This is a genomic window from Flavobacteriales bacterium (assembly GCA_020635855.1).
In the GTDB taxonomy this organism is placed as follows: Bacteria; Bacteroidota; Bacteroidia; order JACJYZ01; family JACJYZ01; genus JACJYZ01.
Genome location: JACJYZ010000002.1, coordinates 1,014,709 through 1,038,499 on the forward strand (window position 1 = coordinate 1,014,709; position 23,791 = coordinate 1,038,499).

Below are 23,791 nucleotides of genomic sequence, written 5' to 3' on the forward strand. Positions count from 1 at the left end.
GATGATGAAAGAACAACACGCCCATGCCTGGACGGTAGAAATAAAGCCCCAGAGCGCATGGTTTAACTTGAACCTGCGTAGGATTTGGCAATACCGCGATTTGCTGGCACTTTTTGTAAAAAGGGATTTCATCGCGCAATACAAACAAACCATTCTTGGTCCGCTGTGGTTTTTGATTCAACCTATGTTGACCACCATTGTCTTTACCGTGATTTTTGGTAACGTCGCAAAAATATCCACTGACGGACTTCCGCCTCTGGCATTCTACCTGGTAGGTATCACCGGGTGGAATTACTTTGCCGATTGCATCTCAAAAACCTCCAATACTTTTACCTCCAATGCAAGGATCTTTGAGAAGGTGTACTTCCCCAGAATCATTGTTCCCCTGTCAGTAGTCACCTCCAGCCTCATCCGGTTTTCCATCCAATTGCTTTTGCTGATAGGAACCATCGCATATTATGTGGTTAAAGGGCGATTGGAGGTGCCCGGTTTGCAAGTCCTTATGGTGGTGCCTTTGGTGGCCATCCTGGCTGGTCTTGGCCTTGGCATGGGCATGACCATATCGTCAATGACCACCAAATACCGCGACCTTCAGTTCCTGGTGAGTTTCGGGGTGCAGTTGCTGATGTACGCAACGCCGGTGGTCTACCCGCTTTCGTTTATCTCCGAAAAGTACAGGTGGGTGGCCATGTACAATCCGCTTACTTCCATCATTGAAGGGTTTAGATATATTTTCCTGGGCGCTGGATCTTTTAGTCTTCTGCATTTGCTGTATTCCTTCGGATGCATGTGCGTGATCCTGATGTTGGGTGCATTCGCCTTTAATCGTACCGAGCAATCCTTTATTGATACCGTTTAGGTTAATTCCGATCGTGTTCGAGATAAGCCAATGAGCCAAATTGTTATCCAAGCTGAAGATGTTTCTAAGTTGTACAGACTTGGCGTCGTGGGGGCCAATACCATGGCAGATGATCTGAACCGGCTATGGGCTAGAATCCGTGGAAAAGAAGACCCGATCCTGAAAGTGGGAGAAGTCAATGCCAGGAATGAAGCGGGAGCAAGCAATTATGTGTGGGCCCTGCGTAACGTCAACTTTGAATTGGAGCAAGGGGAGGTGATGGGCGTCATCGGAAAGAATGGTGCAGGCAAATCTACCTTACTCAAAATCTTGTCGCAGGTAACAAAGCCAACCACAGGAAGGATTGGTGTGAAAGGACGCATCGCATCCATGTTGGAAGTGGGTACGGGCTTTCATCCGGAATTGACGGGTAGGGAGAATGTTTTCCTGAACGGTGCAATCCTGGGTATGACAAAAAAAGAGATTCGTGGGAAACTGGATGAGATTATCAGTTTCTCAGGCGTCGAACGCTATATCGATACGCCTGCCAAACGCTATTCGTCCGGCATGAAGGTAAGGTTGGGTTTTGCGGTCGCCGCGCATCTTGAACCTGAAATTCTGATTGTTGATGAAGTTCTGGCAGTAGGTGATGTGGAGTTCCAAAGGCGCTGTGTTGAAAAGATGCAGGAGGTTGCAAGGCAGGGGAAAACCATTTTGTTTGTGAGCCACAACATGGCTTCCATCAAAAGCCTATGTACCCGTTGCATTCACATGGAAAATGGCATGGTGAAGTTTGATGGCGATGTTGAAGATGCCATAGATCTTTACATCAAAAGCAACGCCGAGGTATTTCAAAACGGGCAGATCCCTCAGGGCGTAGGTGATATCAATACCGGTCAGGCAGAATATACTTCGGTGAAGCTGCTCAACGAACAACGGGAGGCCATTGACGATGTTTACTTCTTTGCGCCGATCCGGTTGGAGTTGGGTATTGTGGTGCACGAAACAGTGGAAAGCGCCAACCTGGTTGTGAGAATTTTTAACAGCAGTAAGGTCCCGATGTCTAACTCCTACCTGTTGATGGACAGGCCACCGGTGCATCTTGAAAAAGGAAAACATGTGGTTCGGGTGGAAATCGGCAACCGTTTTCAGCCGGGTTCGTATTACGTGTCGCTTGCCATAACATCGGCAGCCGGGAAAGCCATTCAGGTGGTTAATGACGTATTGCTTTTCAACATACTTCAGGTTTCGGAAGCAGGCGGGCAAGATTTTAAATTCGGCAAATCCAAAGGTGGTATCTTAGCCGAAACCAAATGGGAAATTCAGTCAATCCAAAAAAATGAACATCAAAGGTAAAAAGGTCCTGGTCATCGGAGGCGCAGGTTTTATTGGTAGTGCGGTCGTACGTAAACTGCTCGAAACCGATGTGGAATCTGTTTGTATTTACGACAATTTCACACGGGGGAATACAGACAACATCGCCGACTCGCTTCGTGATCCGCGATGTAAAATCTTTTCCCATGGTGGTGACATCCGCGATCTGGATATCTTGGATGCCGCAATGAAAGGCGTTGATTACGTGTTTCATCTGGCCGCCATGTGGCTCCTGCATTGCAAAGACTACCCGCGTACAGCATTTGAAGTGAATATTGCCGGAACGTTCAACGTGCTTGAGGCCTGCGTCAAACATGGTGTCAAGAAGCTCATATACTCTTCTTCTGCATCGGTATACGGAGATGCCGTGGAGGTTCCCATGACGGAAACGCACCCCTTTCACAACCGCAATTTCTACGGGGCAACCAAAATATCCGGTGAAGCCATGTGTACCGCTTTTAATGATAGGTATGGTCTGAAGGTGATCGGGTTGAGGTACATGAATGTCTATGGACCCGGACAAGACCAGGATGCAGCCTATAGCGGTGTTATTCCGGTTATGCTTAATAAGATCGATGCAAATGAGGTACCCACCGTGAATGGTGACGGATCACAGGCATATGATTTCATTTATGTGGATGATGTGGCAGCATGCAACCTGAAAGCCCTTGCCAGTGACACGGAATTCGGATTCTATAATGTCGCCACCGGTGTGCAGACTTCCATCAAAACCCTGTGCGAACTTATCCTCAAACTCAAGCAATCCGACCTCAACGTTCAATACAAACCCTACTCACCCGATGACATCCGACAACTGGTGCAAAATCGCATCGGGTCGCCCGAGAAAGCAACGGATGACCTTGGCTTTACCTATGGTATCAGCCTAGAACAAGGTTTGAAGAAGCTGATCGCATGGAGAGATAATGCAGGAACCGTTCCATCTCATACGGTTGTTTCATGAGTCGGAAAGATATCTATATCTCGCAACCTTCATTCGGAGAAGAAGAATGGCTGGCCCTGAAGGAGCCGCTGGAAAGCGGGTGGGTGACGCAGGGTCCAAAAGTGCGCGAATTTGAAAAACGCTTTGCAGAACTGCATGGTGTTAAACATGCCATTGCCACCACCAGTGCAACAACAGCCTTACACCTGGCGCTTCTGGCTTTGGATGTAGGTCCGGGAGATGAAGTGATTGTGCCGGCCTTTACCTGGATTGCGACCGCCAATGCAGCGCTGTATTGCGGTGCAACTCCTGTTATGGTGGATATTCTGCCTGATACGTTTAACATCGACCCTGCGGAAGTTGCAAGGAAATTAACCCCGCGTACCAAAGCTATTATTCCCGTACACCTGTTCGGTTTGTGTGCGGATATGGATGCCATTCGCAAAGCGGCTCCCGGCATTCCCCTGGTGGAAGACGCTGCCTGCGCTGCAGGAGCCGGGTATAAAGATGCATCCGCCGGAAGCCTCGGTGAACTGGGATGCTTTTCGTTTCACCCCCGCAAGTCGGTGACCACCGGAGAAGGAGGTATGGTTACTACAAATGACGATGCACTCGCGCAAAAAGTGGATGTATTGAGAAACCACGGTGCCTCGATCTCGGAAGAACAACGCCACCTGGGTGCACGCCCATATATGTTGCCAGCTTTCGAAGTGATGGGGTTCAATTACCGCATGACCGACCTTCAGGGAGCCATGGGTGTGGTACAGATTCAGAAACTCCGACAACTGATTGATGAACGGATGAAACGCGCCGAGTTCTATCACCATGAGTTGAAAGACATACCCTGGCTGAAAACGCCTTCATATCAAACCTATGACCGGCATGGATGGCAATCCTATGTGACCATGGTGGATGAAAGCAAGTCGCCTTGCTCCCGTAACGATATGATGGAGTACCTCCTGAAAAACGGCATCCACACGCGTCCGGGAACGCATGCCCTCCACATCCAAACCTTTTACCAACAAAAGTATGGGTATGCACCCGAAGACTTTCCGGTATCTCTGCTGGCGAACAACGCATCCATGGCCATTCCGTTGCACAACAGAATGACAGATGATGATTACCAACGGGTGGTGAATGCCATTCGTGAAATTGCGAACCTCTAGGCCATGTGTGGTATCGCCGGTATTTTGCACCTGAATGGAAAACCTGTTACCGACAGGTTGATCCAGGAAATGATATCGGAACTGGGACATCGGGGCCCCGATGGGGAAGGACATTACGTGAAGGACGCATATGGTGTGGGCCACCGGAGATTGTCCATTATTGATCCGCATCCCCGCTCCTCACAACCCATGCAATCCAAAGACGGAAACTGGATTGTGGTGTTCAACGGCTGTATTTACAATTACCTTGATCTGAAATCGGAACTGAGCGCGGCCGGACAAGTATTCCATACCCAAAGCGATACCGAAGTGCTGGTGGAAGGAATAGCCCTGCACGGAATGGATTTCATGCAAAAACTGAATGGGATGTTTGCCGTTGCCGCATGGAACAAACGCGAGAGAAGCCTCTTTATCAGCAGGGACCGTTTCGGGGTGAAACCACTTTACTATTGGCTGGGTGCGGATGCCTTCGTGTTCGCATCTGAAATCAAAGCCATTCTGAAATATCCAGGATTCAGGGCAGAGCTGAACCTGTCGGCACTGAATGAATATTTTACTTTTCAGAACCAGTTCCGCTACCACACGCTTTTCGACGGTGTGATGATGCTGCCTCCGGCCAACACCATTGTAATTCGGAAAGATGCATTGCCCATTGTTCATCATTCATGGTGGGATTATGATTTTTCGAATCCCGATGAAAACATGACCTTTGAGGAGGCGCGCGATGAAACCAAACGCCTCATGGAACTGGCCACCGCCCGCCAATTGGTATCGGATGTGCCCGTAGGTTCATACCTGTCCGGAGGAATGGATTCGGGTTCCATCTCTGCCATTGCATCCGGACACATTCCCAGACTCACCACGTTCACCGCCGGTTTTGATATGTCGGGTGTAACCGGGGTGGAAGCCAACTATGACGAAAGAAGGGATGCCGAACATATGGCCAACCACCTCAAAACCGAGCACTATGAACAGGTGATCAATGCCGGTGACCTCAGCTGGTCACTGCCTAGGGTGGTGTGGCACCTGGAAGACCTCAGGGTGGGAATGAGTTACCCTAATTTCTATATCAGTCGCCTCGCCTCCAAGTTTGTGAAAGTATGCCTGCAGGGAACCGGAGGAGATGAACTTTATGGAGGGTATCCCTGGAGATACTACCGTGTATTCCGCTCTCTGGATCAGGCAGACTTTTTTAATGAATACTATGCCTTCTGGCAGCGATTGGTGAAGGATGACGAGAAACCGGAAATGTTCCGCAGCGAGGTGTTTACGAAGTTCAACACGGCAGAACCCAGGCAGGTGTTCGAACGGGTGTTCAGGTTCAATTCCAAGTTGAAATACGATACACCCGAACAGCATATCGCCAATTCCATGTATTTTGAGATCAAGACTTTTCTGCCCGGACTTCTAGTAGTGGGTGATAAGTTGTCTATGGCGCACGGACTGGAAGAACGATATCCTTTCCTGGATAATGAACTGGTTGATTTCGCCCAACGCATTCCCATCCGGCACAAACTGGGCAACCTCGAGAACATGAAACGGTTGGATGAGAATGTCTTTCATAAAAAGAACAAAGCCTACGCTGATTTTGATGATGGCAAGAACGTGTTGCGTCAGGCCATGAAAGGGTTTCTCCCGGAGGTCATTGTTAACAGAACCAAACAAGGGTTCTCAGCTCCCGATGAGTCTTGGTACCGGGGAGAAAATGCCGACTACGTGAAGGATCTTCTGCTCAATAAAAAAACCTTGTCTTCCGAATACATCAACCGTGAATTCGTGGAGCGGATCGTGCATGAGCACGTTGACAGGAGAGTGAATCACCGTTTGTTGTTGTGGTCGTTGATGTGCTTTGAATGGTGGTGCCGGATATTTCTGGATAACCAACGCGTCGCTGTAAAATAACCTCACGTGCATATGGGCCGTTCGGCCGATGCACCAATGGAGAATAAATGAAAATACTGTTCGTAGGATCCAACAAGATCGGACATGCATGTTGTGAAGCGCTGATCCGTACCGGAGTTGAGGTGGCGGCTGTTCTCACCATGCAGCAGAAATTCGATATCTCATACGCAAAGGAAAAAGGTGTGACCAATGTATTGCACGCCGATTTTCATGTGTTTGAGAACCAATACGGCATTCCTGTTCATGGGACCAACGGTAGGTTGCAGGAGTACATGGAGCTCCTCAATAACATACACTTTGATCTGATGGTTGTAATTGGCTGGTATCACATGATTCCGGCAAAGGTTCGCAACCTGGCTTCCAAAGGCTGTGTCGGTATCCACGCATCACTGTTGCCGAAATACCGGGGAGGAGCGCCGCTGGTGTGGGCGGTTATCAATGGTGAAAGAGAATCAGGGGTAACGCTTTTCCATATGGAGGATGGTGTGGATGATGGTGATGTGGTGGGGCAGGAAGCATTTGAGATAGGCGCAGATGAGTATATCCGGGATGTGCTGGCTAAGGCCGAACAAGCATCCGTTCGCCTGGTTGAGAAATACGTGCCCCGGATCCTTGCCGGGGATGCACCCAGGATTCCGCAGGATCCGGCGGCGGCCACCGTTTACCCTCAACGCAAACCTGAAGACGGACAGATTGATTGGTCCTGGGATGCGGAAAAGATCTTCAATTTTATTCGTGCTCAATCCAAACCATATCCCGGCGCTTTTACCTTTGTGGAAGGTAAGAAAGTAACCATCTGGCAGGCGGATGTTTCCTGACCTTAATACAAGAAGATGATACACATCACCATGGATATTGATTGGGCGCCGGAGGCTGTGATTGAAGACACCCTCTCCCTTTTCGAGTCCCATGGTGTGTGTTGTACGCTTTTCGCTACACACGCCTCCCGCGTGCTGTCTGAACTTAACTCCGACCTGTTTGAGGTGGGATTGCATCCCAATTTCAATCCGCTGTTGGGTGGTGGTGGCGGAGATATCACATCGATCATTCGTTCTTTGCGGGAATTATACCCGGGTGCGAAAGGCATTCGGTCGCACTCCCTCACCCAAAGTACACCCGTGTTGGATCTTTTTGCAAAGGAAGGCATGCTGTATGATGCCAACCAGTTCATGCCGTATCAACGGAACCTGCAGCCGTTCAGACTTTGGAATGGCATGATCCGCGTGCCCTTCAACTGGGAGGATGATGTACACATGATGTACGGAAAATCTTTCGCAGACTTAGGTTTGAAGCTTGAAGATGACCAGTTGTTCGTGCTGAATTTTCACCCGGTACATGTGTATCTGAACACAGAAACCCTCGCCAGGTACGAGCAGGCCAAGGTGCATTACCAGGATGCCGGGCAATTGCTCGGATACCGGAATCGTTCGGAGGTACCGGGAACCAGGGACGCCCTCTTGCAGGTGCTGGAATTCATCCGATCGGGAAAACATCGGAGTACAACTTTAAAGAACTGGATGCATGAGTGGCAAGCTGAGAATTGAAGTCCTTCATACCCACGACCAAACCCAGTCGGGAGCATGGCAAAAAGCTGTGCTGAACTTTCCCGGTGCCACGGTTTTTCATGACCCCTGTTTTCTGAAATACCACGGAACGAGGTTTGAAGAACATCACCTTGGCGTATACAAAGGAGATGAGTTGTTCGGTCTGATTCCCCTGGCCATGTTCCGGGAAAAGGAAGCGACCGAGGTGCGGTCTCCCTACGGAGGTTCGTACGGTGGCTTTGTGTTTGCTGCTGACCTGAGTTACGCACAAGCAAAGGAGGTGCTTGATCTGTTTCATCAATACTTATTGGAAGTCGGTGTCTCCGGCATCACTATTACCCCGTCTTTGCCGGTATACCATCGCAATCCGGATGATACGCTGCTTTTTGCACTTCTTGCAGATGGCTATGAGGTCAGCAACACCGATCTGGTTCATGCCATGATGCTTGAGGGTGTTTCCGATGTGAGCGAACAATTGTTGAGCGCATCGGCCCGCCGGCATGTGAAGAAAGCCCTGAAGAATGAGGTGAGATGTGTGGTGGATGCACCTGCGGATGATTTCTGGGTGACGGTTGGCAAAACATTTGAAAAGCACGGTGTGTCAGCTACCCATACTTTTGAACAATGGCAGTGGCTGTGCACAGAACTTCCGGATCGTTTTTCTGCGGACGTGGCCTATGTCGGAGATCAACCGGTGGCGGGAATCGGGCGGGTGCGCATTACGCCGGATGTGGATTCTGCCTTTTACATCTGCCAGGATCCCGATTTTCAGGACAGTCAGGCTTTGTCGCTGTTGTTGCTTACTTCTGTGGAAGATGCCATTAGCAAGGGGTGCAGGGTTTTTGACCTGGGAACTTCTTCGGTGAAAATGGTGGCCCGCGAAAATATATTTAGGTTTAAGGAATCTTTCGGTGCAAGAGGTGTATCCAGAAGAACATTGACAAAGAAATTACAATGAACCAATTGATCATGAATTGGAAAGAACGTGCGATCAGGGAGGATGCCGGTTTCTCTTTTCAAGTTGGAATATATAGCCGGCAGACATTCACCGATGGAAACGTAGGCCTTTATGAGAAGAAAGGAGGCACCGATTTTGCCTCGCGTGCAAAAGACCCACGTTCCCGCGCATATTTTGATACACCGCTTATTTATCAGCAAATGGAGGCCATTTTCAAAGAGATGTCTCCACGCACCGTTCTGGATGCCGGTTGTGGAGATGGCAGGGCGGTGATATGGCTGTTGGAAAATACGTCTGCCAATATCATTGCCGTGGATGGATCCCATCGCGGTTTGCAAAAACTTTATCATCAGTACCTGGAAGGTCGCCCGGAGTTCGAAGAACGGGTCATGCTGGTGCATAGTGACATGCTGGCCATGCCATTACAAGCCGGATGCTGCGATGTTGTCTGGGCATTTGAAAGCTTGTACTATCTGATGAACGATTACGAGGTTGCCATCAAACAGCTGGCTGAACTGCTTGCCGCTGAGGGCACGTTGATCAACGGCGAGACCAACGCGGAATTTGATCTGGTACTGGAACTGCTTAATAACGGACCGAAAGCCATGATGGATGTGGCGGGGTCCGGTGTGATCCGCGAGCAATGGGGAGAGGAATTCCTGGTGAGGCCCTTGTTGTCAAGAAAAAGAGTACTGAATGCCCTCGTTGCTGCGGGCTTCCGGCTAAGGTCCGAACGGGGTATTTCCGTTTATCCTCACCTGATCTCATTCCTGCGTTCACGCAACATGTTTGTGGATGAACTGAATGCAACCAGTGAAGAAATGAAGGATGTATTCCTGGGCATGGGTGATATGCAGGATGCCAAACGCGTGAATATCTATATATCACAAAAAGGATGAAGGACATGATCCGGATTGCATTGATGGGCGGGGGAGACCTGATGCGGCGTGTGGTTGAAAGGATACAGGCAGCGCCGGACATGCAAATCGTGCGTGTATTCCTTACCAGTGATATGGGCGAAACCGGAGCGTTGAAGCTGGTGAGTACATTGGAAGAGTTGGACCGTGAACTTTTCGATGTTTGCCTCGCTTGCAACTACATCAAACTACTCCCGGTCGACTTCGTGACCAAACATAAGGTGATCAACTCGCATGCAGGTTTGTTGCCCAGGTGGAGAGGTATTCACGGCAACGGTTGGGCCATGCTGAACGGAGAGAAGGAAATAGGAATAACGTTTCATCGTGTGAACGAAGTCATGGATGGAGGCCCCATTGTTCATCAACAAGCATTCGCGATTGATGATGGGGATACTTATGGTGAAGTGAAGGACCGCATCGAAGCATACTATCTCGATCATATTGTGTCTATCCTCAGGGATTATGCAAAGGGCAGTTTGCCTGAACGCCCTCAGGAAGAAGACCTGGCCACATATGTGGGCAGAAGAGGCATGCGGGATTGTTACCTTTCCTGGGAATTGACTTCAGACCAGGTGGTTGATTTTGTCCGGGCGCTCGCCCCGCCCGGAGGTCCCGGTGCATTTACCGTGTACCGCAATGAGAAACTGATCATACTGGATGCCGAGAAAATACCGGTACAGGTTTACCAGGAAATCCCCGGACACGTGGTTCGACATCTGCCTGGAAAAGGTGTGTATGTGAAAACAGGTGACGGCCTCGTACTGGTTCGGCAGGTTGAGTTTCGTGATAAAGTGTGTCGTGCCGATGAGTTGTTTAAAACGGTGGGTGTGCGACTGGGTATCGACCTGATTGGTGATCAATTGCGACAACTTAATCTGATATAAAGCGGACGCATGCTGGGCCAGATCATCGATATCCTGTTGTTGCTTGCGTTCTCTTTTTTAAGTCGCCTGCCTTTTGTAATGGTACCTGCTGGAGATACCCGGGTGCATTTGTGGCAAATCAAAAAGGCCAAAACCCGCGGAATCGGTGGGTATGAGACTTTCCAAAGTGTGATCAAAGGATTCAATGCCTATCCGAATTTTTTTCATTGGGTGTTAAGCAAGCTTCCGGAGGGCCGTGCGTACCTGATCGGAATCATGGCCTGCATTGGTTTTGATATCGTGGGTGTGCTGTTTGTTTATGCCTTGCTGGAATATCTGATTGGAAGTGGTGCATTGCCATTGCCGATGGGTATGGATGCCCATCATTTGAGTTTCATGGGTGCCATCCTGTACGCCAGTACACCCGTTTTCTTTCCGGTGATCCAAAGGTTGAAAACCATCAGTGGTCGAACGTTGGGGAATTTTCTTTCCATCGGTTATTTCGCGTCTTTGTACGGTATGATGTATTTGCATCCTGTTGCTTTTTTAGGGTGCTTGGTTTTCGGCCTGCTGATTCTGATGTCTTCCCAGTTTGCCATGCAGGTTATGGTGTTGTTCTCATTGGGAATGACTTTGTACAGCTGGTCGGTATATCCCATCGCTGTATTGCTCGGCGTGGTGCTCATAGGTTTACTTATTCCGAGAACCGGAACGTATAAATTGTTTGTGATGAAAATCAACCATTACCAGTGGTACTTTGATATGTTGCGGTTGAAAAAGTCACCGGTTGCAAAACGGAATAGTTTTTCGGATTTACTTAAGCTGCCGATCGATATATTCAGAAATCCCGATCGGGCGATTGAGTCTTTGTTTCGGAATAATACATTGCTTATAGCGGTGCTTTCAGTACCCATGATGGTATATATGATTTATGATATTTCTATGTACCCGGAGAGAATGCAGATGTTTCGCGACCAATCCCTGCTGGCATTTTTGGCGGGCCTCGTTTGTTGCTCATTGGGTGCATTCGTGCTTACTTCATTTAGGCCCTTCAAGTTGCTTGGGGAGGCCGAACGGTACTTTGACTATGGAGCACCCGCATTGATTGTGGTGTTTCTGGTTTACGTCCTGAGGTGGGATCCGGCTCATTCGGATGTGCTCATGACCAGGTTCCTGCTGTTGAATTTGTGTGTCATTGCCATGAATTTTCTGTATCTGAATCTGAATCGTTTGAAGCGGTCTTTTCTACCAGAACCTATCGGGGAAATGAAACCCTTGATAGACTATTTCGAGGCACTTAAGAGCAACCGGAATACTTTGGTTATACCCACCAAAGACAATTTCACCCTGGGTACTTTTGTGTCCAATCCGCACGCCCGCTTTTACTACCCCTACACCTCAGACGGTAAGCTGAATGCCTTCAACCGGCTGAAAGATGATGAGGTTTATGTCAATTTTCCAACCCCTGATTTGGGCCATTTTGTAAATAAGTATGATGTTAATACCTTGGTGTTGGATAAGCGTTTTGCAAAGGATGCGAAGGATTCGATGGGGGTTGACTATGCCGATGCGTTGAGAACGTGGCGGAAAGAATTTGAAAATGAAAGGTATGTCATATATGGAATATTGGATACCTGATCAAATTTATATCATACAATGAATATCGAATTTTCTGCTAAGGAGGATGCAGGATGGAGATACTGGGTGGATACGGGAGGAGAAGGTGTTTTGGGTCCGGCAGGCATGCAACGGATTTGTTCGTTGGGAGCAAAAGAGCAGTTTGTGCTGGTGCTGGACGGTATACGGCTCGGACAACCTGAGGAGATGCACGTATTCGGGTCGGACACCGATCCTGAGCAAGCGTTAACCATCAATTCAATCCTGGCAATGGAAGATGTGGACTTACGGACTCCGTCTGTAACGGTACATCGGATGGGATCCCGGGATCAATTGCTTTCCGCTCTGAAGCAAGTCGTGCAGGACCGGTCCAACGTGATCGTTGTATCACAATCTCCGGCCGATCGCGAAAATGACCTCTATCGATCGTTATACGCGGCAGCTTCTTCCAAAAGGATGTATGTGGATCTGAACGCCATCGAACATAACCTGGCTACATTCCGGAAGTATATTCCCGAACACACCAAGCTGATGTTCATGGCAAAATCAAACGCCTATAACCTGGGCGCGCCTGTTATTACCCGGTTCCTGTCAGACAAGGGTGTTCACTACTTCGGTGTGGCATGCGTGGAGGAAGCGGTTGAACTACGCAAATGTGGAATCACCCTCCCGATCATGGTGATTGAGCCCGATCAATATGACCTGGATATCATTGCCGGGTACGATCTTGAACCGGTTGTGCATAGCACCGACGCCATCCGGCAGTTGCTTACCAGCCCGGTGCAGGACATAACCGTGCAGCTTCACCTGAAGTTGAATACAGGCATGAATCGCCTGGGCGTGAACCACGATGAAATTGCCACGGCGGTTAAGCTGATTCACAGCGATCCGCGCTTTAGAATCAAGTCGCTTTTTTCCAATCCGGCAGCAGCTGATAATCCCGAACAGGATGAACTAACCAACACCCAATTCAGTCGGTTTGATCAGGGAATGACGGAGGTGCAAAGCCTGACCGGCTACCCTGTATCCGCCCATATCCTCAACACATCCGCAACACTTCGTTTTCCCGAGAAAGCCATGAACATGGTGAGGATAGGTATAGGTATTTGTGGTATGGCATCCGGAACCCATGAATTGCAACAGGCTGTATCCGTTTCAACTTATGTAAGCCTTGTTCGGAAAGTGAAAAAGGGGGAAACAGTGGGGTATGGCGGAACGGTGCGGGTTGATGCCGATTGTGAAATCGCCGTGATTCCCGTCGGATATGAAGATGGATTCCCGCGGATGCTGAGTCATGGTGTTGGAGAAGTGGTGGTGAAAGGTAAGAAAGCACCTGTGGTGGGTTGGGTCTGCATGGATATGTGTATGATTGATGTGACGGGTTTGGAAGTGAAAAAGGGGGATGAGGTATTCGTGGTGAACGATGTGATTACCATCATGGACCTTGCAGAACGTCTGGGTACGATACCCAATGAGGTCCTTACAAATTTCTCGAGGCGAGTGAAAAAAATCTACAAGTACAGTTATTAAGTATGTCCGTAATTCTCTACGCCATTTCCAGAAAAGGTGAAGTTGTTCCTGACAGGTCGGTAATTGATAAGCTGAATGCGCTTATACTGCCGGCCGGGGTTCAGCACAATCCACCCAAAACAACCCTTCTTGCCGGAAGCCTTGTTGTTGAATTTTTTCCGAACGACTATGCCATTTACCTTGGAAACAAAGCACTGTTCGGTTTGCATAATTCACATACACAGGATGCGGATGAAGCGGGTTCTGAACTGCCGGATGGTGTTCATTTATCCATCGAAGCGACTCCTGAAAAAGCGCTGATCCGAACCGATACCATAGGGTCTGAAGTGGTTTGGTACTTCATGGATCAAGAGTGGGTGTATGTCAGTACTTCTCAACGGTTGATCATTGCAATGAAGGGTTCTTTTCAGGCAGACCCTGAAGCCATATCGTGGTTGCTGGGATCCAAATGCCTGCCACCCGACCGTGCGTGGGATCCGGAAATTCATGCCATGCGTTTGGATGCTTCCCTGGTCATTGATCGGAGGGAATGGCGCAAAGAACACCAATGGCAAACGTATTCCTATCCTGAAAAGGATGTACTGGGTAACGACTACCACGCGATATTGGATCAGGCCTTGATGAAGACCATGGAAAGGGTGCACATGGCCCCGGGAGATTACATCGGTTTGTCCGGAGGTGCAGACAGCCGGATGATGTTGTACTACCTCCGTAGCCTGTTCGGGCCTGATCGCAAAATGCAGGCCATGACCTTCGGTGTGAACCGCGATCTGCTGGATGAACCGCTTTCGGAATTACATCTGAGCAGGCGGTTGTCCCAGGAACAAAAACTGGACCTGGAACATCATTTTCTGATCGAAGAAGGTGACAGATACGTTAACCCGGATATCTGGGAAAAGACACTCAAGATTTTTGACGGAAGGCTGGCAATGCTAAACAACGTGGTCTCCTTTGAACATTTCTTTCTGAAAGGTTGCCGGTCCATGTTGGTGGGTGATCAACCCTTCGGTCGCGATGTGGTGAACAGTGAAAACCACGTCATCCGTAAACAGGGTATATTTCTACGCTCGTTTTTCAAAGCGGGCACCGATGCAGACAAGGCCATACTGGGTATGATCCCCGACCGCTTACCGGAAACATATCTGAAAAGAGATGCGGAAACCCTTTCGGCGTGGCGTGACAGGTTGCACCAGGAATTCCATTTGCCTTATTACCTTCAACCTTATACGCTGGCACGCAGTCACTATTTCGAATCACAAAGGCCACTGATCTTCGGTTCGGTCACAAGGTTGGCCAGGCAGCTCACCGATGCACAGCGGAACAACAAAAAAATCGTAAAGGAACTTCTGTCCATGCACGGCCCCGAACTTCCGTATGCGGTGGACAAAAGCCTGAAGAAATTCCTGAAAAAGCAACAGGCCCGGATGGCCCTCGATCTTCATACGCAGGAGGTGCTGCAGAATGGCGTGGGCAAAGGAGTATTGCCGGATGAAGTGTTGAAAGCACTTATTGCATGGAACGGAACACCTCTGCAGGGCGGCCAAGCTCAGGTCACTTCCGGGCGCATGCCGCGGAACATACTTGGCTCCATAGTCAGGAAGATGGTGCCGGTTGCACAGAAGCCAAAACAAGCACCCGCTGATGCGATGGCGGAAAGAACCGCATTTCTTGAGCTTGATTATACCGACCTTCGTTTCAAGGCGGCATCCATTCTTAAAATTCATAATATACTTGAGAAAGATTCTCGTGCCTTGAAATAATGCGTTAGGCATGTTATTCCAGGCACGGATTTTTTCCGGCACCCGATGAATCGTTTAACTTTACTTCTTTGCAATGCTTTTCAATTCGATTGAGTTTATCTTCTTTCTCGGGTTGGTGTTCGCATTGTATTGGGGCGTGTTCAGTCATCACAAAACAGCCAGGAATACCTTTCTGTTGGTGGTCAGTTACATCTTTTACGGATGGTGGGATTGGCGTTTTCTTGCCCTGATCGCATTCAGTTCCCTGGTTGATTTTTTTGTTGGCCTGGCATTGTCCCGCACAGAACGGCAGTCCGAACGCAAATGGCTCCTCGCCCTCAGCCTGGTGACCAACATCGGTTTGCTGGGGATGTTCAAGTACTACAATTTTTTTGTACATGAGCTTGTCCGCGCACTCGGCCAATTGGGTGTACATACCGGCGACTGGTCCCTGCAACTCATTTTGCCGGTAGGAATCAGTTTTTATACATTCCAAACCCTTAGCTATTCCATTGATGTGTACAGGCGCAAATTGCCGGCTACCAAAGATGTGGTGACTTTTCTGGCATACGTAAGCTTCTTTCCCCAGCTGGTTGCAGGTCCGATCGAAAGGGCGGAGCACCTGCTGCCTCAGTTTGAAAGACAGAAGAAGTTCAACTATGCGGAGTCGGTAGACGGATTGCGTTTGATGCTGTGGGGCTTTTTCAAGAAAGTAGTGGTAGCCGACCAGTTATCGGTGGATGTGGATCATGTTTTCGGCGCATACTCATCAGCGCACGGGAGCGTGTTGTTTCTCGGTGCGGTTTACTTTGCGTTCCAGATCTACTGCGATTTTTCCGGATATTCGGATATTGCGATCGGCACGGCGCGGCTGTTCGGATTTGACCTGATGCAAAATTTCAGGTATCCTTATTTCTCCAGGGACATAGCGGAATTCTGGCGTCGCTGGCATATTTCCCTGTCGACCTGGTTTCGTGATTATGTTTACATTCCTTTGGGAGGAAGCAAAGGCAGCAAGGGAAATCAGATCCGCAACATCTTCATTATTTTTCTGGTCAGTGGTTTCTGGCATGGTGCCAATTGGACTTTCATTGCCTGGGGAGGTATCAATGCCCTGTATTTTCTGCCGCTCATGATGCTGAATGTCAACCGCCATCACCAGGGTGGAATTTGTGAAGGTAAAGTGTTCCCCGATATGCGCACGTTTGCGCTGATTTCAGTCACGTTTGTGTTGACGGTTGTTGCATGGGTCTTCTTTCGTGCCCAAAGCATCGGGGATGCCTTCGGGTATCTGAACCGCATGTGTTCCTCTTCCCTGTTGTCTGTTCCTGATTCTCCATTGATCAGGAAAGGTCTGCTCGGGTGGATCGGGATCCTGGTAGGTGCCGAGTGGCTGCAGAGAAACCGGGTGCATCCTCTGCGAATCGATCAACTTCCGATATGGGTCAGGTGGTTGGTATATGTGATCCTGGCCATCTTGGTCTTCGCGTTTTTCAGCAAGGAGAGAAGTTTTATCTATTTTCAATTCTGACCGTGGTTAAGTTTTTGTATAAATCGGGTTTGCTGCTCTTGCTGGTCTTTCTGGTTCTGCAAGCAATGACAGCCATGTTGCCTTATTGGAACGGCAATGAGGTGTACCACGATAAGCGCTTACAATTGCTGACCGATAGCAGTTTGCAGGGAACCAATACACTCTTCATCGGAACAAGCCACGTGTACAGGCAATTGGATCCCGCTGTTTTTGATACGGCCTGCCGGACCTCCCAGGCAACAAGGTCTTACAACCTGGCTGTGAATGCTCTTTTTACACCGGAGTCAAACTGGTTGTATCGCCAAATGTTGAATGATGATTTCGTGCCTAACCTGAAGTACGTGATCCTGGAAGTGGGTCCGGTGAACTTGTCCCGTAATGTCATCAATACCAAACGCGGCCAGTATTGGTTAACTTCTTCTCAATATTTGAAAGCGCTCTGGTTGTTGGCACATTCATCCCAGAGTTTTCAGGAAAAAAATAGCCTGGTCAGCAGATTATCTTCCGGGTGGATTCATCATTGCTTTGCCAATGTGAACGGCTCCGATCTTCAGCACATCTTCGGAAGCCCGTCATGGCAAAACCAGGTGTACGACGTGTCCAATCTGGGCAAAGGCAAAAGGGGATGTCAGTTCCTGGAAGAGCGTATTGAAGAGGAAGGTGAGATCAAAACCAGAAGGGCCAGGTTTCTGAATGATACCTCAAACCTTGAGGTGTTGAGGCAGGAAGCCATCGAAGCGTATAGCGATACCTTCAGGCTAGACCGCTACAATTCGGTTCACCTGGGAGTGCTGCAAGAACTTATCCGTATCAGTGATGAGCGGAATGTGCATCTGATATTCTTTGTTGCACCGCAAAGTAGGATGAGTTGGTACCGGGAGATTCGCCCACTGTTGGAACGGATTTCGCCGGATCATTATATTGATATGGCCAACCCGTGGAAAAACCCGGAGTTTTACCAGGTCAGTTATTCGTTTGACGGGGCAGGGCATCTGAATACGGAAGGCTCGGCGTTGCTCACGCGTCGTCTCGCAAAAGCATTTTCAGACATTGTGAATGTCCAAAAACAGAAGCAGTGAAGCGGATGCTTGAAAAGATAAGACAAGGGTTGCGTGGGGAGAAGCGGGAGCTTCCCAGGCAGATGTGTTTGCTGTACCATGCCTTCGATCCGCAACCAACACATGCTTTCCTGAATAACCATATTCATAACGTCAGTCCGACTCAACTCCACGCACAACTGAGCGGATTGCGGAAAAAAGGCTATGCCTTCGTTTCTGTTGATGAGTGGTTGGAAAACACCCGAACCAGGGCCCGGGTATGTGTGGTGACCATCGACGACGGATACCGTTCCGTGATCGATCATGCACTGCCGGTTTTTGAAGACCTGCAGGTTCATGCCACTTTGTACCTGACCACGGATCTGATCAAAGGCAATGCTTTTTGGAGGGACCAGGTGCGGTATGTCATTAGTCACAAACGCCAGCAGGATTTCATTGATTTCGTTAGCCTCCGTTCGGAAAAACCGGTGTCATTAATGCCTGAAGGGTTCTACCGGCAAACCAAAGATCCATCTGTTTGTAACAGTCGCATGATACGTGAATGGTTAAGGGAGTTTCTCGGTCAGGTGAACCCGCAACTCAACCTGGACAGCGACGGGTTGTACCTGCGCGCGGAAGACCTGAAAGATACGCCGTGGCTTTCCTACGGCAACCATACCGTTCACCATTATGTAATGGCGAGCCTTACCCTGGAGGAACAGTTGTTTGAAGTCCGTACCGCCGAAGAGGACCTGAAGCGGATGGGAGTGAAAGTGTCACGCGCGTTTTCCATTCCATTTGGAAACGGCGGAAGCTATGACCCGGAAACCATTGATTTGCTGATCGAATCGGGTTATCAGGGATGTCTGCTGTCTGCCGGGCATAATCCCTCGGCCATCCATTCCAATGAAACCGGCGGTATTATCGGAAAGAATTTGATCTTTGTGAACAGGTTTATGCCCCATGACCATCCGGAAGTTGTACATCGTAAAGCCTGAGTCAAAGTAATATGGATAAGTTGAACAGACCGGTTTTTGCCATCGGTACCGGCCGATGCGGTACGCACTTGTTGGAAAGCCTGTTGCAACCGCAGAAAAACGTTGCCGCGCACCACATTGTAGACCTCGATGGCGACAGCTTTTACCGATACTGCAAATGGAATGAACTGAACGTGGATGATGCCGGGTTGATCCGGCATCGCAAAGCGCATATTGATCAGGCGGCCGGTAATGGGTTCGTGTATTTCGAATCCAACCCTTACCTGTCGTTTCATGTAAAAGAATTTTCCGAGAAACTGAACGCACGTTTCATACATATCATCAGGAACCCTGTGGATGTGGTGAGGTCACACATCGTGAAAGGGTGGTATACCGAAAATCCGGTTCATGATGACCCTTCCCGGGCAACCGGGTTTCAATACGGCATGCGCACAAACCACTTCTTCGGCAGGATCATTCCAAGAGGGACACAGTTACAGCCCTGGCTTGATTTGTCGCAGGTGGGTAAGATCGCCTGGATGTGGAATACAGTTAATATGTCGATCCATCGGCAACTGCTTGCTTTGCCCGAAGAAGACCGGTTTATCGTTCGAATCGAAGACCTTAATTACGACATATACCGGGAGATGATTACTTTTATGGGGTTGAGTGCTGAATTGGATGCCGTCCGGTATGAAGCCATTGTAACTTCAAGGCCGGGAAAAGGTAAAAAGACCGTTCTCGATCAATGGTCCGCCGGTGAAAGAAGAGAGTTCGATCGCGAAGTTGCAGAAGCATCAGCCGTATTTAATTATGTTTGAATGAAGAAAGTGCTTGTAACTGGAAATGCCGGTTTTATCGGTTTTCATGTGGCCAGGAAAATGGCTTCACTCGGGTATCGGGTGGTGGGACTGGATGCCGTAAATGATTACTATGATGTTGATCTGAAGCATGACCGGCTTCGGCAACAAGGCATCGAGCCGGGTGCGTTGGTTTACGGGAAAAAAGTGGAAACATCCGAAGGGCACGCGTTCATCCAGCTCAACCTGGAGGACTACGAATCCATGATGCGGCTTTTTGAAGGGGAAAAGTTCGATTACGTGATTCACCTGGCAGCACAGGCCGGCGTGCAGTACTCCCTCCGGAATTCCCACGCATATGTTTCCAGCAACATTACGGGTTTTCTCAATATACTGGAAGGCTGCCGACGCCATCAACCCGAACACCTGGTCTTTGCTTCCAGTTCGTCGGTGTACGGATTGAACCGCCTGGCGCCATTTTCCGAAGAACACAATGTAGACCACCCGATCTCACTTTATGCCGCCACCAAAAAAGCGGATGAGATGATGGCACATACCTATGCCCATTTGTACGGACTTCCGGCAACGGGCCTCAGGTTCTTTACCGTGTACGGTCCGTGGGGCCGGCCCGATATGGCCCTGTTCATTTTCACAAAGGCAATCCTTGAAGGGAAACCCATCAAGGTGTTCAACTACGGTGAAATGAAACGCGACTTCACCTACGTGGGGGATATTGTGGAAGGCGTGGTGTCCCTTGTGCCTATACCGCCGTTGCCGAACGCCGACTACGATCATACCGCACAACGCCCCGATGTCAGCTCCGCACCCTACCGCATTCTAAACGTGGGTAACAATAAGCCGGTGAGACTGCTTGATTTTATCAAGATTCTTGAAGATAAGATCGGCAAAAAAGCCATCATCGATGCCCAGCCACTTCAAGCTGGCGATGTGGTAGAGACTTATGCGGATGTGTCCCATATCAGAGACCTTACAGGATACCAGCCGAATACCACAATTGAAGCAGGCATTGGTTCATTTGTGGACTGGTACAAATCGTACTACAAATTGCAGCGCGTCTCCGAATGAATGACCCGGGAAAACGGATCCTGATCAACGGGTTTGCCAAAGGAGGAACCAATGTCTTGTGGAACATTCTTCAGTCTCACCCGCAAGTGTGTTCGTCTACCTATGAGCTGAATGAAATCTTCGGCAATCGGTCCGGCAAAAACAAAATCGTTAGCAAATTGGTCTACAGCCGAAGATTCAGTTGGCCTGTAGTGGGAACAGTGATGCGTTCCATGGTGAAACATGAATTGCAGCGCTGCAAAATATTAAATGCTACAGATGAAGACAACCGGTTCCGCGAGGAAGGAGTGCCCTACAACAGGCAAGAAGTTGAAAACAGCGTGTTGTGCGTGAAAGGAGTGAACGAAGACATTCGCATGACCGGCCTCCTGAACCGGGTTTATTCGGAAGTGTATAACATAGGGTTGATTAGAAACGGTTACGCCATTGCGGAAAGTTGGCTGCGAAACGGAAACAGGAAGGCGGAAGAGGTAGGACGGTATTACCGAACTTACTGTGAGCGCATGCTGGAGGATGCACAAAAATACCCCAATTACAGGGTGGTGAAATTTGAAGATATGCTGGCAGAACCGTTCCGGGTGGGCGAGGAGCTCTTTTCGTTTGCATCACTGAAACCGGAAACGGTTAAGAAATTGCGCCTTAAGGTGAAACGTACCTTGGCGGAAGACGGAAGCCACAAAGCCAGGTTCGGAGAGTTAAACCGGAAATACTGGTTCGGACAGGAAGAAATTGCATCGGTTCTGCAACCCGGAATCAATAGGATACAGGCCGGTCGACTTACTCCGGAACAACGAGCCGCTTTCGAAAAGGAAGCCATGCCCATGCTGACATATTTCAATTACCAATAGCAGGTGGAATTCCGTGACATCATATGATTTGAATGGAAGCATGGTACAGGACGTCAGTGTAATCATCAGAAGTGTCTCGGAGCGCACGGAGAAACAGTGCCATGAAGCCGTATGTGCACAGGTACCGGAAGGGCATGTGCGCATTGTGAAGGAACGACCTTTCAGCAATGCCGTTCGGGCCACCTACCGTGTGGGCATGGAAATGGGTTTGAAATGGACCATAGGCCTGGATGCCGATGTGATCCTGACCACACGGGCCATTCGGCAACTGGTTTCATTCGCGAATGCCCAGCCTGCGGAAGTATTCGAAGTGCAAGGGCGGATTCTTGACAAACTGTTCTGTATACCCAAGTCGGGTGGCCCCCATGCTTACCGCACGTCTTTGCTTGATAAAGCCATGGCATTCATACCTGAGGAAGGTTCATCCCTCCGACCTGAATCCGCAGCTTTTGTATCCATGAAGAAGATTGGCCACCCTTTTGTGCACGGAGAACAGGTGTTTGGTGTGCATGACTTCGAACAGTATTATATGGATATCTACCGGAAGGCTTTTGTGCATGCACACAAGTTTGAGAAATTCAGGGATGTGTTATTGAAAAGCTGGAAGGCAATGGCGGAAACAGACCCTGACTACCAGGTTGCCATCCGCGGTTTCCTGGACGGGATCTCGCACAAAGGACAGGTGTATATCAACCGGGATCACTTCGAAACCAGCATCACCCGGATCAAAGGACTGGAAACCTTTCAGGAAAAACAACATATAACCGATCCCTTGCATGCCACGTATGCGGATCACCTGATCGAGGGCTATAAGCCCGATGATGACCTGAAAAATTTTGAGATCGAGATGAACCCGTTGTTGCCATTATACAGACCCAGGCCGAATTTGGTAAAGGCTTTTCTGAAAAAAACCTGGCATTACCTGAACAGATAGAAAGATATTGATGTGAATTCCTGTATCAACTCGCATGTATGTTGTTGTATGTAAGCAGAACCATCGGGAATACCAACGGCGTGGCCAAGTCTGCATTGGACGTGTATGAGGTGCTGAAGGCGATTGATCCGGAAGTGAAGGTGGTGAGCCCAGTGATCGTCGGTGCATCCGATGATTTCCTGAAAAATGCACATGAGGTTAAGCCCCCCGTGAAAAATCCATTTCCTTCACCTGGTTTGGGTTTTCCCCTGGCATGGTACAGGTACAGGCAGAAAAAAGCCTACAATAAAAGCACATTCGGCTCCATGCATCCGGACCTGATTGTGGTGAACAGCCTGGCCAGCCATGAACTCAGGGAAGACATGCAGATCAATGCTCCGGCAGTCATGATCGTGCGGGAGTCGCCGCGTCATTTTACCGATGGGAACCAGTCCCTCTCATGGGCTGAGAAGGCACTTGCGTCTTATCCGTTCCTCATCTTTGTATCCGGCAACTGCAGGGATGAGTGGCGTCAGAACAAACGCATCGGAGAGATCCCATCCTGGTACATTCCCAATTGTTGCGAAGAGCACAAGGTTGCTGAAGTTCAGAAACATTCTAAAAGAGAACTCAGGCAAAAATTGGGTATGACACCCGAAGAATTCGCACTCGTGTGTGTGGGCAGTTTCAGCCGGCGAAAAGGGCAGGACCTGTTGATTCGGTACCTGCCGCAAATGGTTGAAATAAAGCCCTCGCTCAAGCTTTACTTTGTAGGCAACGACCGGAATGAATTCGGTGATTTCATAAGAACACAATTGCAGGAACAAAACCTGGAGGGTTCGGTGGTGTTTACCGGGCAAAGCGATGAGGCGCTTTCCTACATCGCGGCCGCAGATGTCATGATGGTGCCTTCACGTGCAGAGGCATTGCCAAGGGTGGTGCTTGAAGCCATGGCCCTGAAAACACCCGTGATCGCTTCAGACGTGGATGGCATTCCGGAACTGATCCGACATGAAATCACCGGCCTGCTTTTTCCGATGGATCAGACCGAGGCTTTGGTAACCTGTTTCGGGAGGCTTGTTTCGGATGCCAAACATTCGCAGGAGATGGCGGAACAAGCCCGTCAAACGTATTGGCGGGAGTTTTCATGCGAAAAGCTGAGGTCGCGTTACAAACAAGCCATCCTTGATATTCTTTCTACTTAATTATCT

Annotated in this window: 21 protein-coding genes; all 21 read left to right on the forward strand. The window is 49.2% G+C overall.

The features are described from left to right. Positions 1 to 4 precede the first annotated feature (4 nt). On the forward strand, positions 5 to 859 hold the full coding sequence (locus H6585_04205) for an ABC transporter permease (GenBank protein ID MCB9447528.1): 855 nt from the start codon (positions 5 to 7) through the stop codon (positions 857 to 859). Positions 860 to 889: 30 nt separating this feature from the next. Next, complete coding sequence (locus tag H6585_04210; GenBank protein MCB9447529.1) at positions 890 to 2,194, forward strand: ABC transporter ATP-binding protein; 1,305 nt, start codon at positions 890 to 892, stop codon at positions 2,192 to 2,194. Further along, a complete protein-coding gene (locus H6585_04215) occupies positions 2,178 to 3,173 on the forward strand; it encodes an NAD-dependent epimerase/dehydratase family protein (GenBank protein MCB9447530.1) in 996 nt (331 codons plus the stop codon). The genes H6585_04210 and H6585_04215 overlap by 17 nt, the downstream gene beginning before the upstream one ends. Then, positions 3,170 to 4,318: a DegT/DnrJ/EryC1/StrS family aminotransferase gene (locus H6585_04220; protein MCB9447531.1), complete on the forward strand. Its 1,149-nt coding sequence runs from the start codon at positions 3,170 to 3,172 to the stop codon at positions 4,316 to 4,318. The genes H6585_04215 and H6585_04220 overlap by 4 nt, the downstream gene beginning before the upstream one ends. 3 nt (positions 4,319 to 4,321) lie before the next feature. Beyond that, entirely contained in the window at positions 4,322 to 6,220 is a 1,899-nt protein-coding gene (gene asnB / locus H6585_04225) for an asparagine synthase (glutamine-hydrolyzing) (GenBank protein ID MCB9447532.1), read from the forward strand. 47 nt (positions 6,221 to 6,267) lie between these two features. After that, positions 6,268 to 7,038: a methionyl-tRNA formyltransferase gene (locus H6585_04230; protein ID MCB9447533.1), complete on the forward strand. Its 771-nt coding sequence runs from the start codon at positions 6,268 to 6,270 to the stop codon at positions 7,036 to 7,038. Between the two features lie 15 nt (positions 7,039 to 7,053). Further along, entirely contained in the window at positions 7,054 to 7,764 is a 711-nt protein-coding gene (locus H6585_04235; GenBank protein ID MCB9447534.1) for a hypothetical protein, read from the forward strand. Beyond that, a complete protein-coding gene (locus tag H6585_04240; GenBank protein MCB9447535.1) occupies positions 7,742 to 8,722 on the forward strand; it encodes a GNAT family N-acetyltransferase in 981 nt (326 codons plus the stop codon). Before H6585_04235 ends, H6585_04240 begins: the two co-directional genes overlap by 23 nt. Positions 8,723 to 8,733: 11 nt before the next feature. Next, positions 8,734 to 9,621: a class I SAM-dependent methyltransferase gene (locus tag H6585_04245; GenBank protein ID MCB9447536.1), complete on the forward strand. Its 888-nt coding sequence runs from the start codon at positions 8,734 to 8,736 to the stop codon at positions 9,619 to 9,621. After that, positions 9,618 to 10,523, forward strand: a complete 906-nt coding sequence (locus H6585_04250; GenBank protein ID MCB9447537.1) for a hypothetical protein — start codon at positions 9,618 to 9,620, stop codon at positions 10,521 to 10,523. Before H6585_04245 ends, H6585_04250 begins: the two co-directional genes overlap by 4 nt. 9 nt (positions 10,524 to 10,532) lie before the next feature. Next, positions 10,533 to 12,140, forward strand: a complete 1,608-nt coding sequence (locus H6585_04255; protein MCB9447538.1) for a hypothetical protein — start codon at positions 10,533 to 10,535, stop codon at positions 12,138 to 12,140. 18 nt (positions 12,141 to 12,158) lie between these two features. After that, positions 12,159 to 13,649 carry an alanine racemase gene (alr, locus tag H6585_04260; GenBank protein MCB9447539.1) on the forward strand — a complete coding sequence of 497 codons (1,491 nt, stop codon included), beginning with the start codon at positions 12,159 to 12,161 and terminating at the stop codon, positions 13,647 to 13,649. Between the two features lie 2 nt (positions 13,650 to 13,651). Next, on the forward strand, positions 13,652 to 15,409 hold the full coding sequence (locus H6585_04265) for a hypothetical protein (GenBank protein ID MCB9447540.1): 1,758 nt from the start codon (positions 13,652 to 13,654) through the stop codon (positions 15,407 to 15,409). A gap of 73 nt (positions 15,410 to 15,482) precedes the next feature. Beyond that, on the forward strand, positions 15,483 to 16,919 hold the full coding sequence (locus tag H6585_04270) for an MBOAT family protein (GenBank protein MCB9447541.1): 1,437 nt from the start codon (positions 15,483 to 15,485) through the stop codon (positions 16,917 to 16,919). Positions 16,920 to 16,921: 2 nt separating this feature from the next. Then, positions 16,922 to 17,998 carry a hypothetical protein gene (locus tag H6585_04275; GenBank protein ID MCB9447542.1) on the forward strand — a complete coding sequence of 359 codons (1,077 nt, stop codon included), beginning with the start codon at positions 16,922 to 16,924 and terminating at the stop codon, positions 17,996 to 17,998. A gap of 5 nt (positions 17,999 to 18,003) precedes the next feature. After that, positions 18,004 to 18,954: a polysaccharide deacetylase family protein gene (locus tag H6585_04280; GenBank protein MCB9447543.1), complete on the forward strand. Its 951-nt coding sequence runs from the start codon at positions 18,004 to 18,006 to the stop codon at positions 18,952 to 18,954. Positions 18,955 to 18,965: 11 nt separating this feature from the next. Beyond that, on the forward strand, positions 18,966 to 19,754 hold the full coding sequence (locus tag H6585_04285) for a hypothetical protein (GenBank protein ID MCB9447544.1): 789 nt from the start codon (positions 18,966 to 18,968) through the stop codon (positions 19,752 to 19,754). Beyond that, the gene (locus H6585_04290) at positions 19,755 to 20,819 is read left to right on the forward strand and encodes an NAD-dependent epimerase (protein ID MCB9447545.1); all 1,065 of its coding nucleotides are present in this window, start codon (positions 19,755 to 19,757) and stop codon (positions 20,817 to 20,819) included. It abuts the gene before it with no gap. After that, positions 20,816 to 21,667 carry a sulfotransferase gene (locus H6585_04295; GenBank protein ID MCB9447546.1) on the forward strand — a complete coding sequence of 284 codons (852 nt, stop codon included), beginning with the start codon at positions 20,816 to 20,818 and terminating at the stop codon, positions 21,665 to 21,667. The genes H6585_04290 and H6585_04295 overlap by 4 nt, the downstream gene beginning before the upstream one ends. A 13-nt stretch (positions 21,668 to 21,680) precedes the next feature. Next, positions 21,681 to 22,601 carry a hypothetical protein gene (locus H6585_04300; GenBank protein ID MCB9447547.1) on the forward strand — a complete coding sequence of 307 codons (921 nt, stop codon included), beginning with the start codon at positions 21,681 to 21,683 and terminating at the stop codon, positions 22,599 to 22,601. Between the two features lie 38 nt (positions 22,602 to 22,639). Then, positions 22,640 to 23,785 (forward strand): glycosyltransferase family 4 protein, encoded by a 1,146-nt coding sequence (locus tag H6585_04305; GenBank protein MCB9447548.1) that lies wholly within the window; start codon positions 22,640 to 22,642, stop codon positions 23,783 to 23,785. The last annotated feature ends 6 nt before the right edge of the window (positions 23,786 to 23,791 follow it).

What these genes read in the sequence shown, in the direction of transcription:
- H6585_04205 (MCB9447528.1), top strand. Translation starts at nt 5, where the DNA reads ATGAAAGAACAACACGCCCATGCCTGGACGGTAGAAATAAAGCCCCAG.
- H6585_04210 (MCB9447529.1), top strand. Translation starts at nt 890, where the DNA reads ATGAGCCAAATTGTTATCCAAGCTGAAGATGTTTCTAAGTTGTACAGA.
- H6585_04215 (MCB9447530.1), top strand. Translation starts at nt 2,178, where the DNA reads ATGAACATCAAAGGTAAAAAGGTCCTGGTCATCGGAGGCGCAGGTTTT.
- H6585_04220 (MCB9447531.1), top strand. Translation starts at nt 3,170, where the DNA reads ATGAGTCGGAAAGATATCTATATCTCGCAACCTTCATTCGGAGAAGAA.
- asnB (MCB9447532.1), top strand. Translation starts at nt 4,322, where the DNA reads ATGTGTGGTATCGCCGGTATTTTGCACCTGAATGGAAAACCTGTTACC.
- H6585_04230 (MCB9447533.1), top strand. Translation starts at nt 6,268, where the DNA reads ATGAAAATACTGTTCGTAGGATCCAACAAGATCGGACATGCATGTTGT.
- H6585_04235 (MCB9447534.1), top strand. Translation starts at nt 7,054, where the DNA reads ATGATACACATCACCATGGATATTGATTGGGCGCCGGAGGCTGTGATT.
- H6585_04240 (MCB9447535.1), top strand. Translation starts at nt 7,742, where the DNA reads ATGAGTGGCAAGCTGAGAATTGAAGTCCTTCATACCCACGACCAAACC.
- H6585_04245 (MCB9447536.1), top strand. Translation starts at nt 8,734, where the DNA reads ATGAATTGGAAAGAACGTGCGATCAGGGAGGATGCCGGTTTCTCTTTT.
- H6585_04250 (MCB9447537.1), top strand. Translation starts at nt 9,618, where the DNA reads ATGAAGGACATGATCCGGATTGCATTGATGGGCGGGGGAGACCTGATG.
- H6585_04255 (MCB9447538.1), top strand. Translation starts at nt 10,533, where the DNA reads ATGCTGGGCCAGATCATCGATATCCTGTTGTTGCTTGCGTTCTCTTTT.
- alr (MCB9447539.1), top strand. Translation starts at nt 12,159, where the DNA reads ATGAATATCGAATTTTCTGCTAAGGAGGATGCAGGATGGAGATACTGG.
- H6585_04265 (MCB9447540.1), top strand. Translation starts at nt 13,652, where the DNA reads ATGTCCGTAATTCTCTACGCCATTTCCAGAAAAGGTGAAGTTGTTCCT.
- H6585_04270 (MCB9447541.1), top strand. Translation starts at nt 15,483, where the DNA reads ATGCTTTTCAATTCGATTGAGTTTATCTTCTTTCTCGGGTTGGTGTTC.
- H6585_04280 (MCB9447543.1), top strand. Translation starts at nt 18,004, where the DNA reads ATGCTTGAAAAGATAAGACAAGGGTTGCGTGGGGAGAAGCGGGAGCTT.
- H6585_04285 (MCB9447544.1), top strand. Translation starts at nt 18,966, where the DNA reads ATGGATAAGTTGAACAGACCGGTTTTTGCCATCGGTACCGGCCGATGC.
- H6585_04290 (MCB9447545.1), top strand. Translation starts at nt 19,755, where the DNA reads ATGAAGAAAGTGCTTGTAACTGGAAATGCCGGTTTTATCGGTTTTCAT.
- H6585_04295 (MCB9447546.1), top strand. Translation starts at nt 20,816, where the DNA reads ATGAATGACCCGGGAAAACGGATCCTGATCAACGGGTTTGCCAAAGGA.
- H6585_04305 (MCB9447548.1), top strand. Translation starts at nt 22,640, where the DNA reads ATGTTGTTGTATGTAAGCAGAACCATCGGGAATACCAACGGCGTGGCC.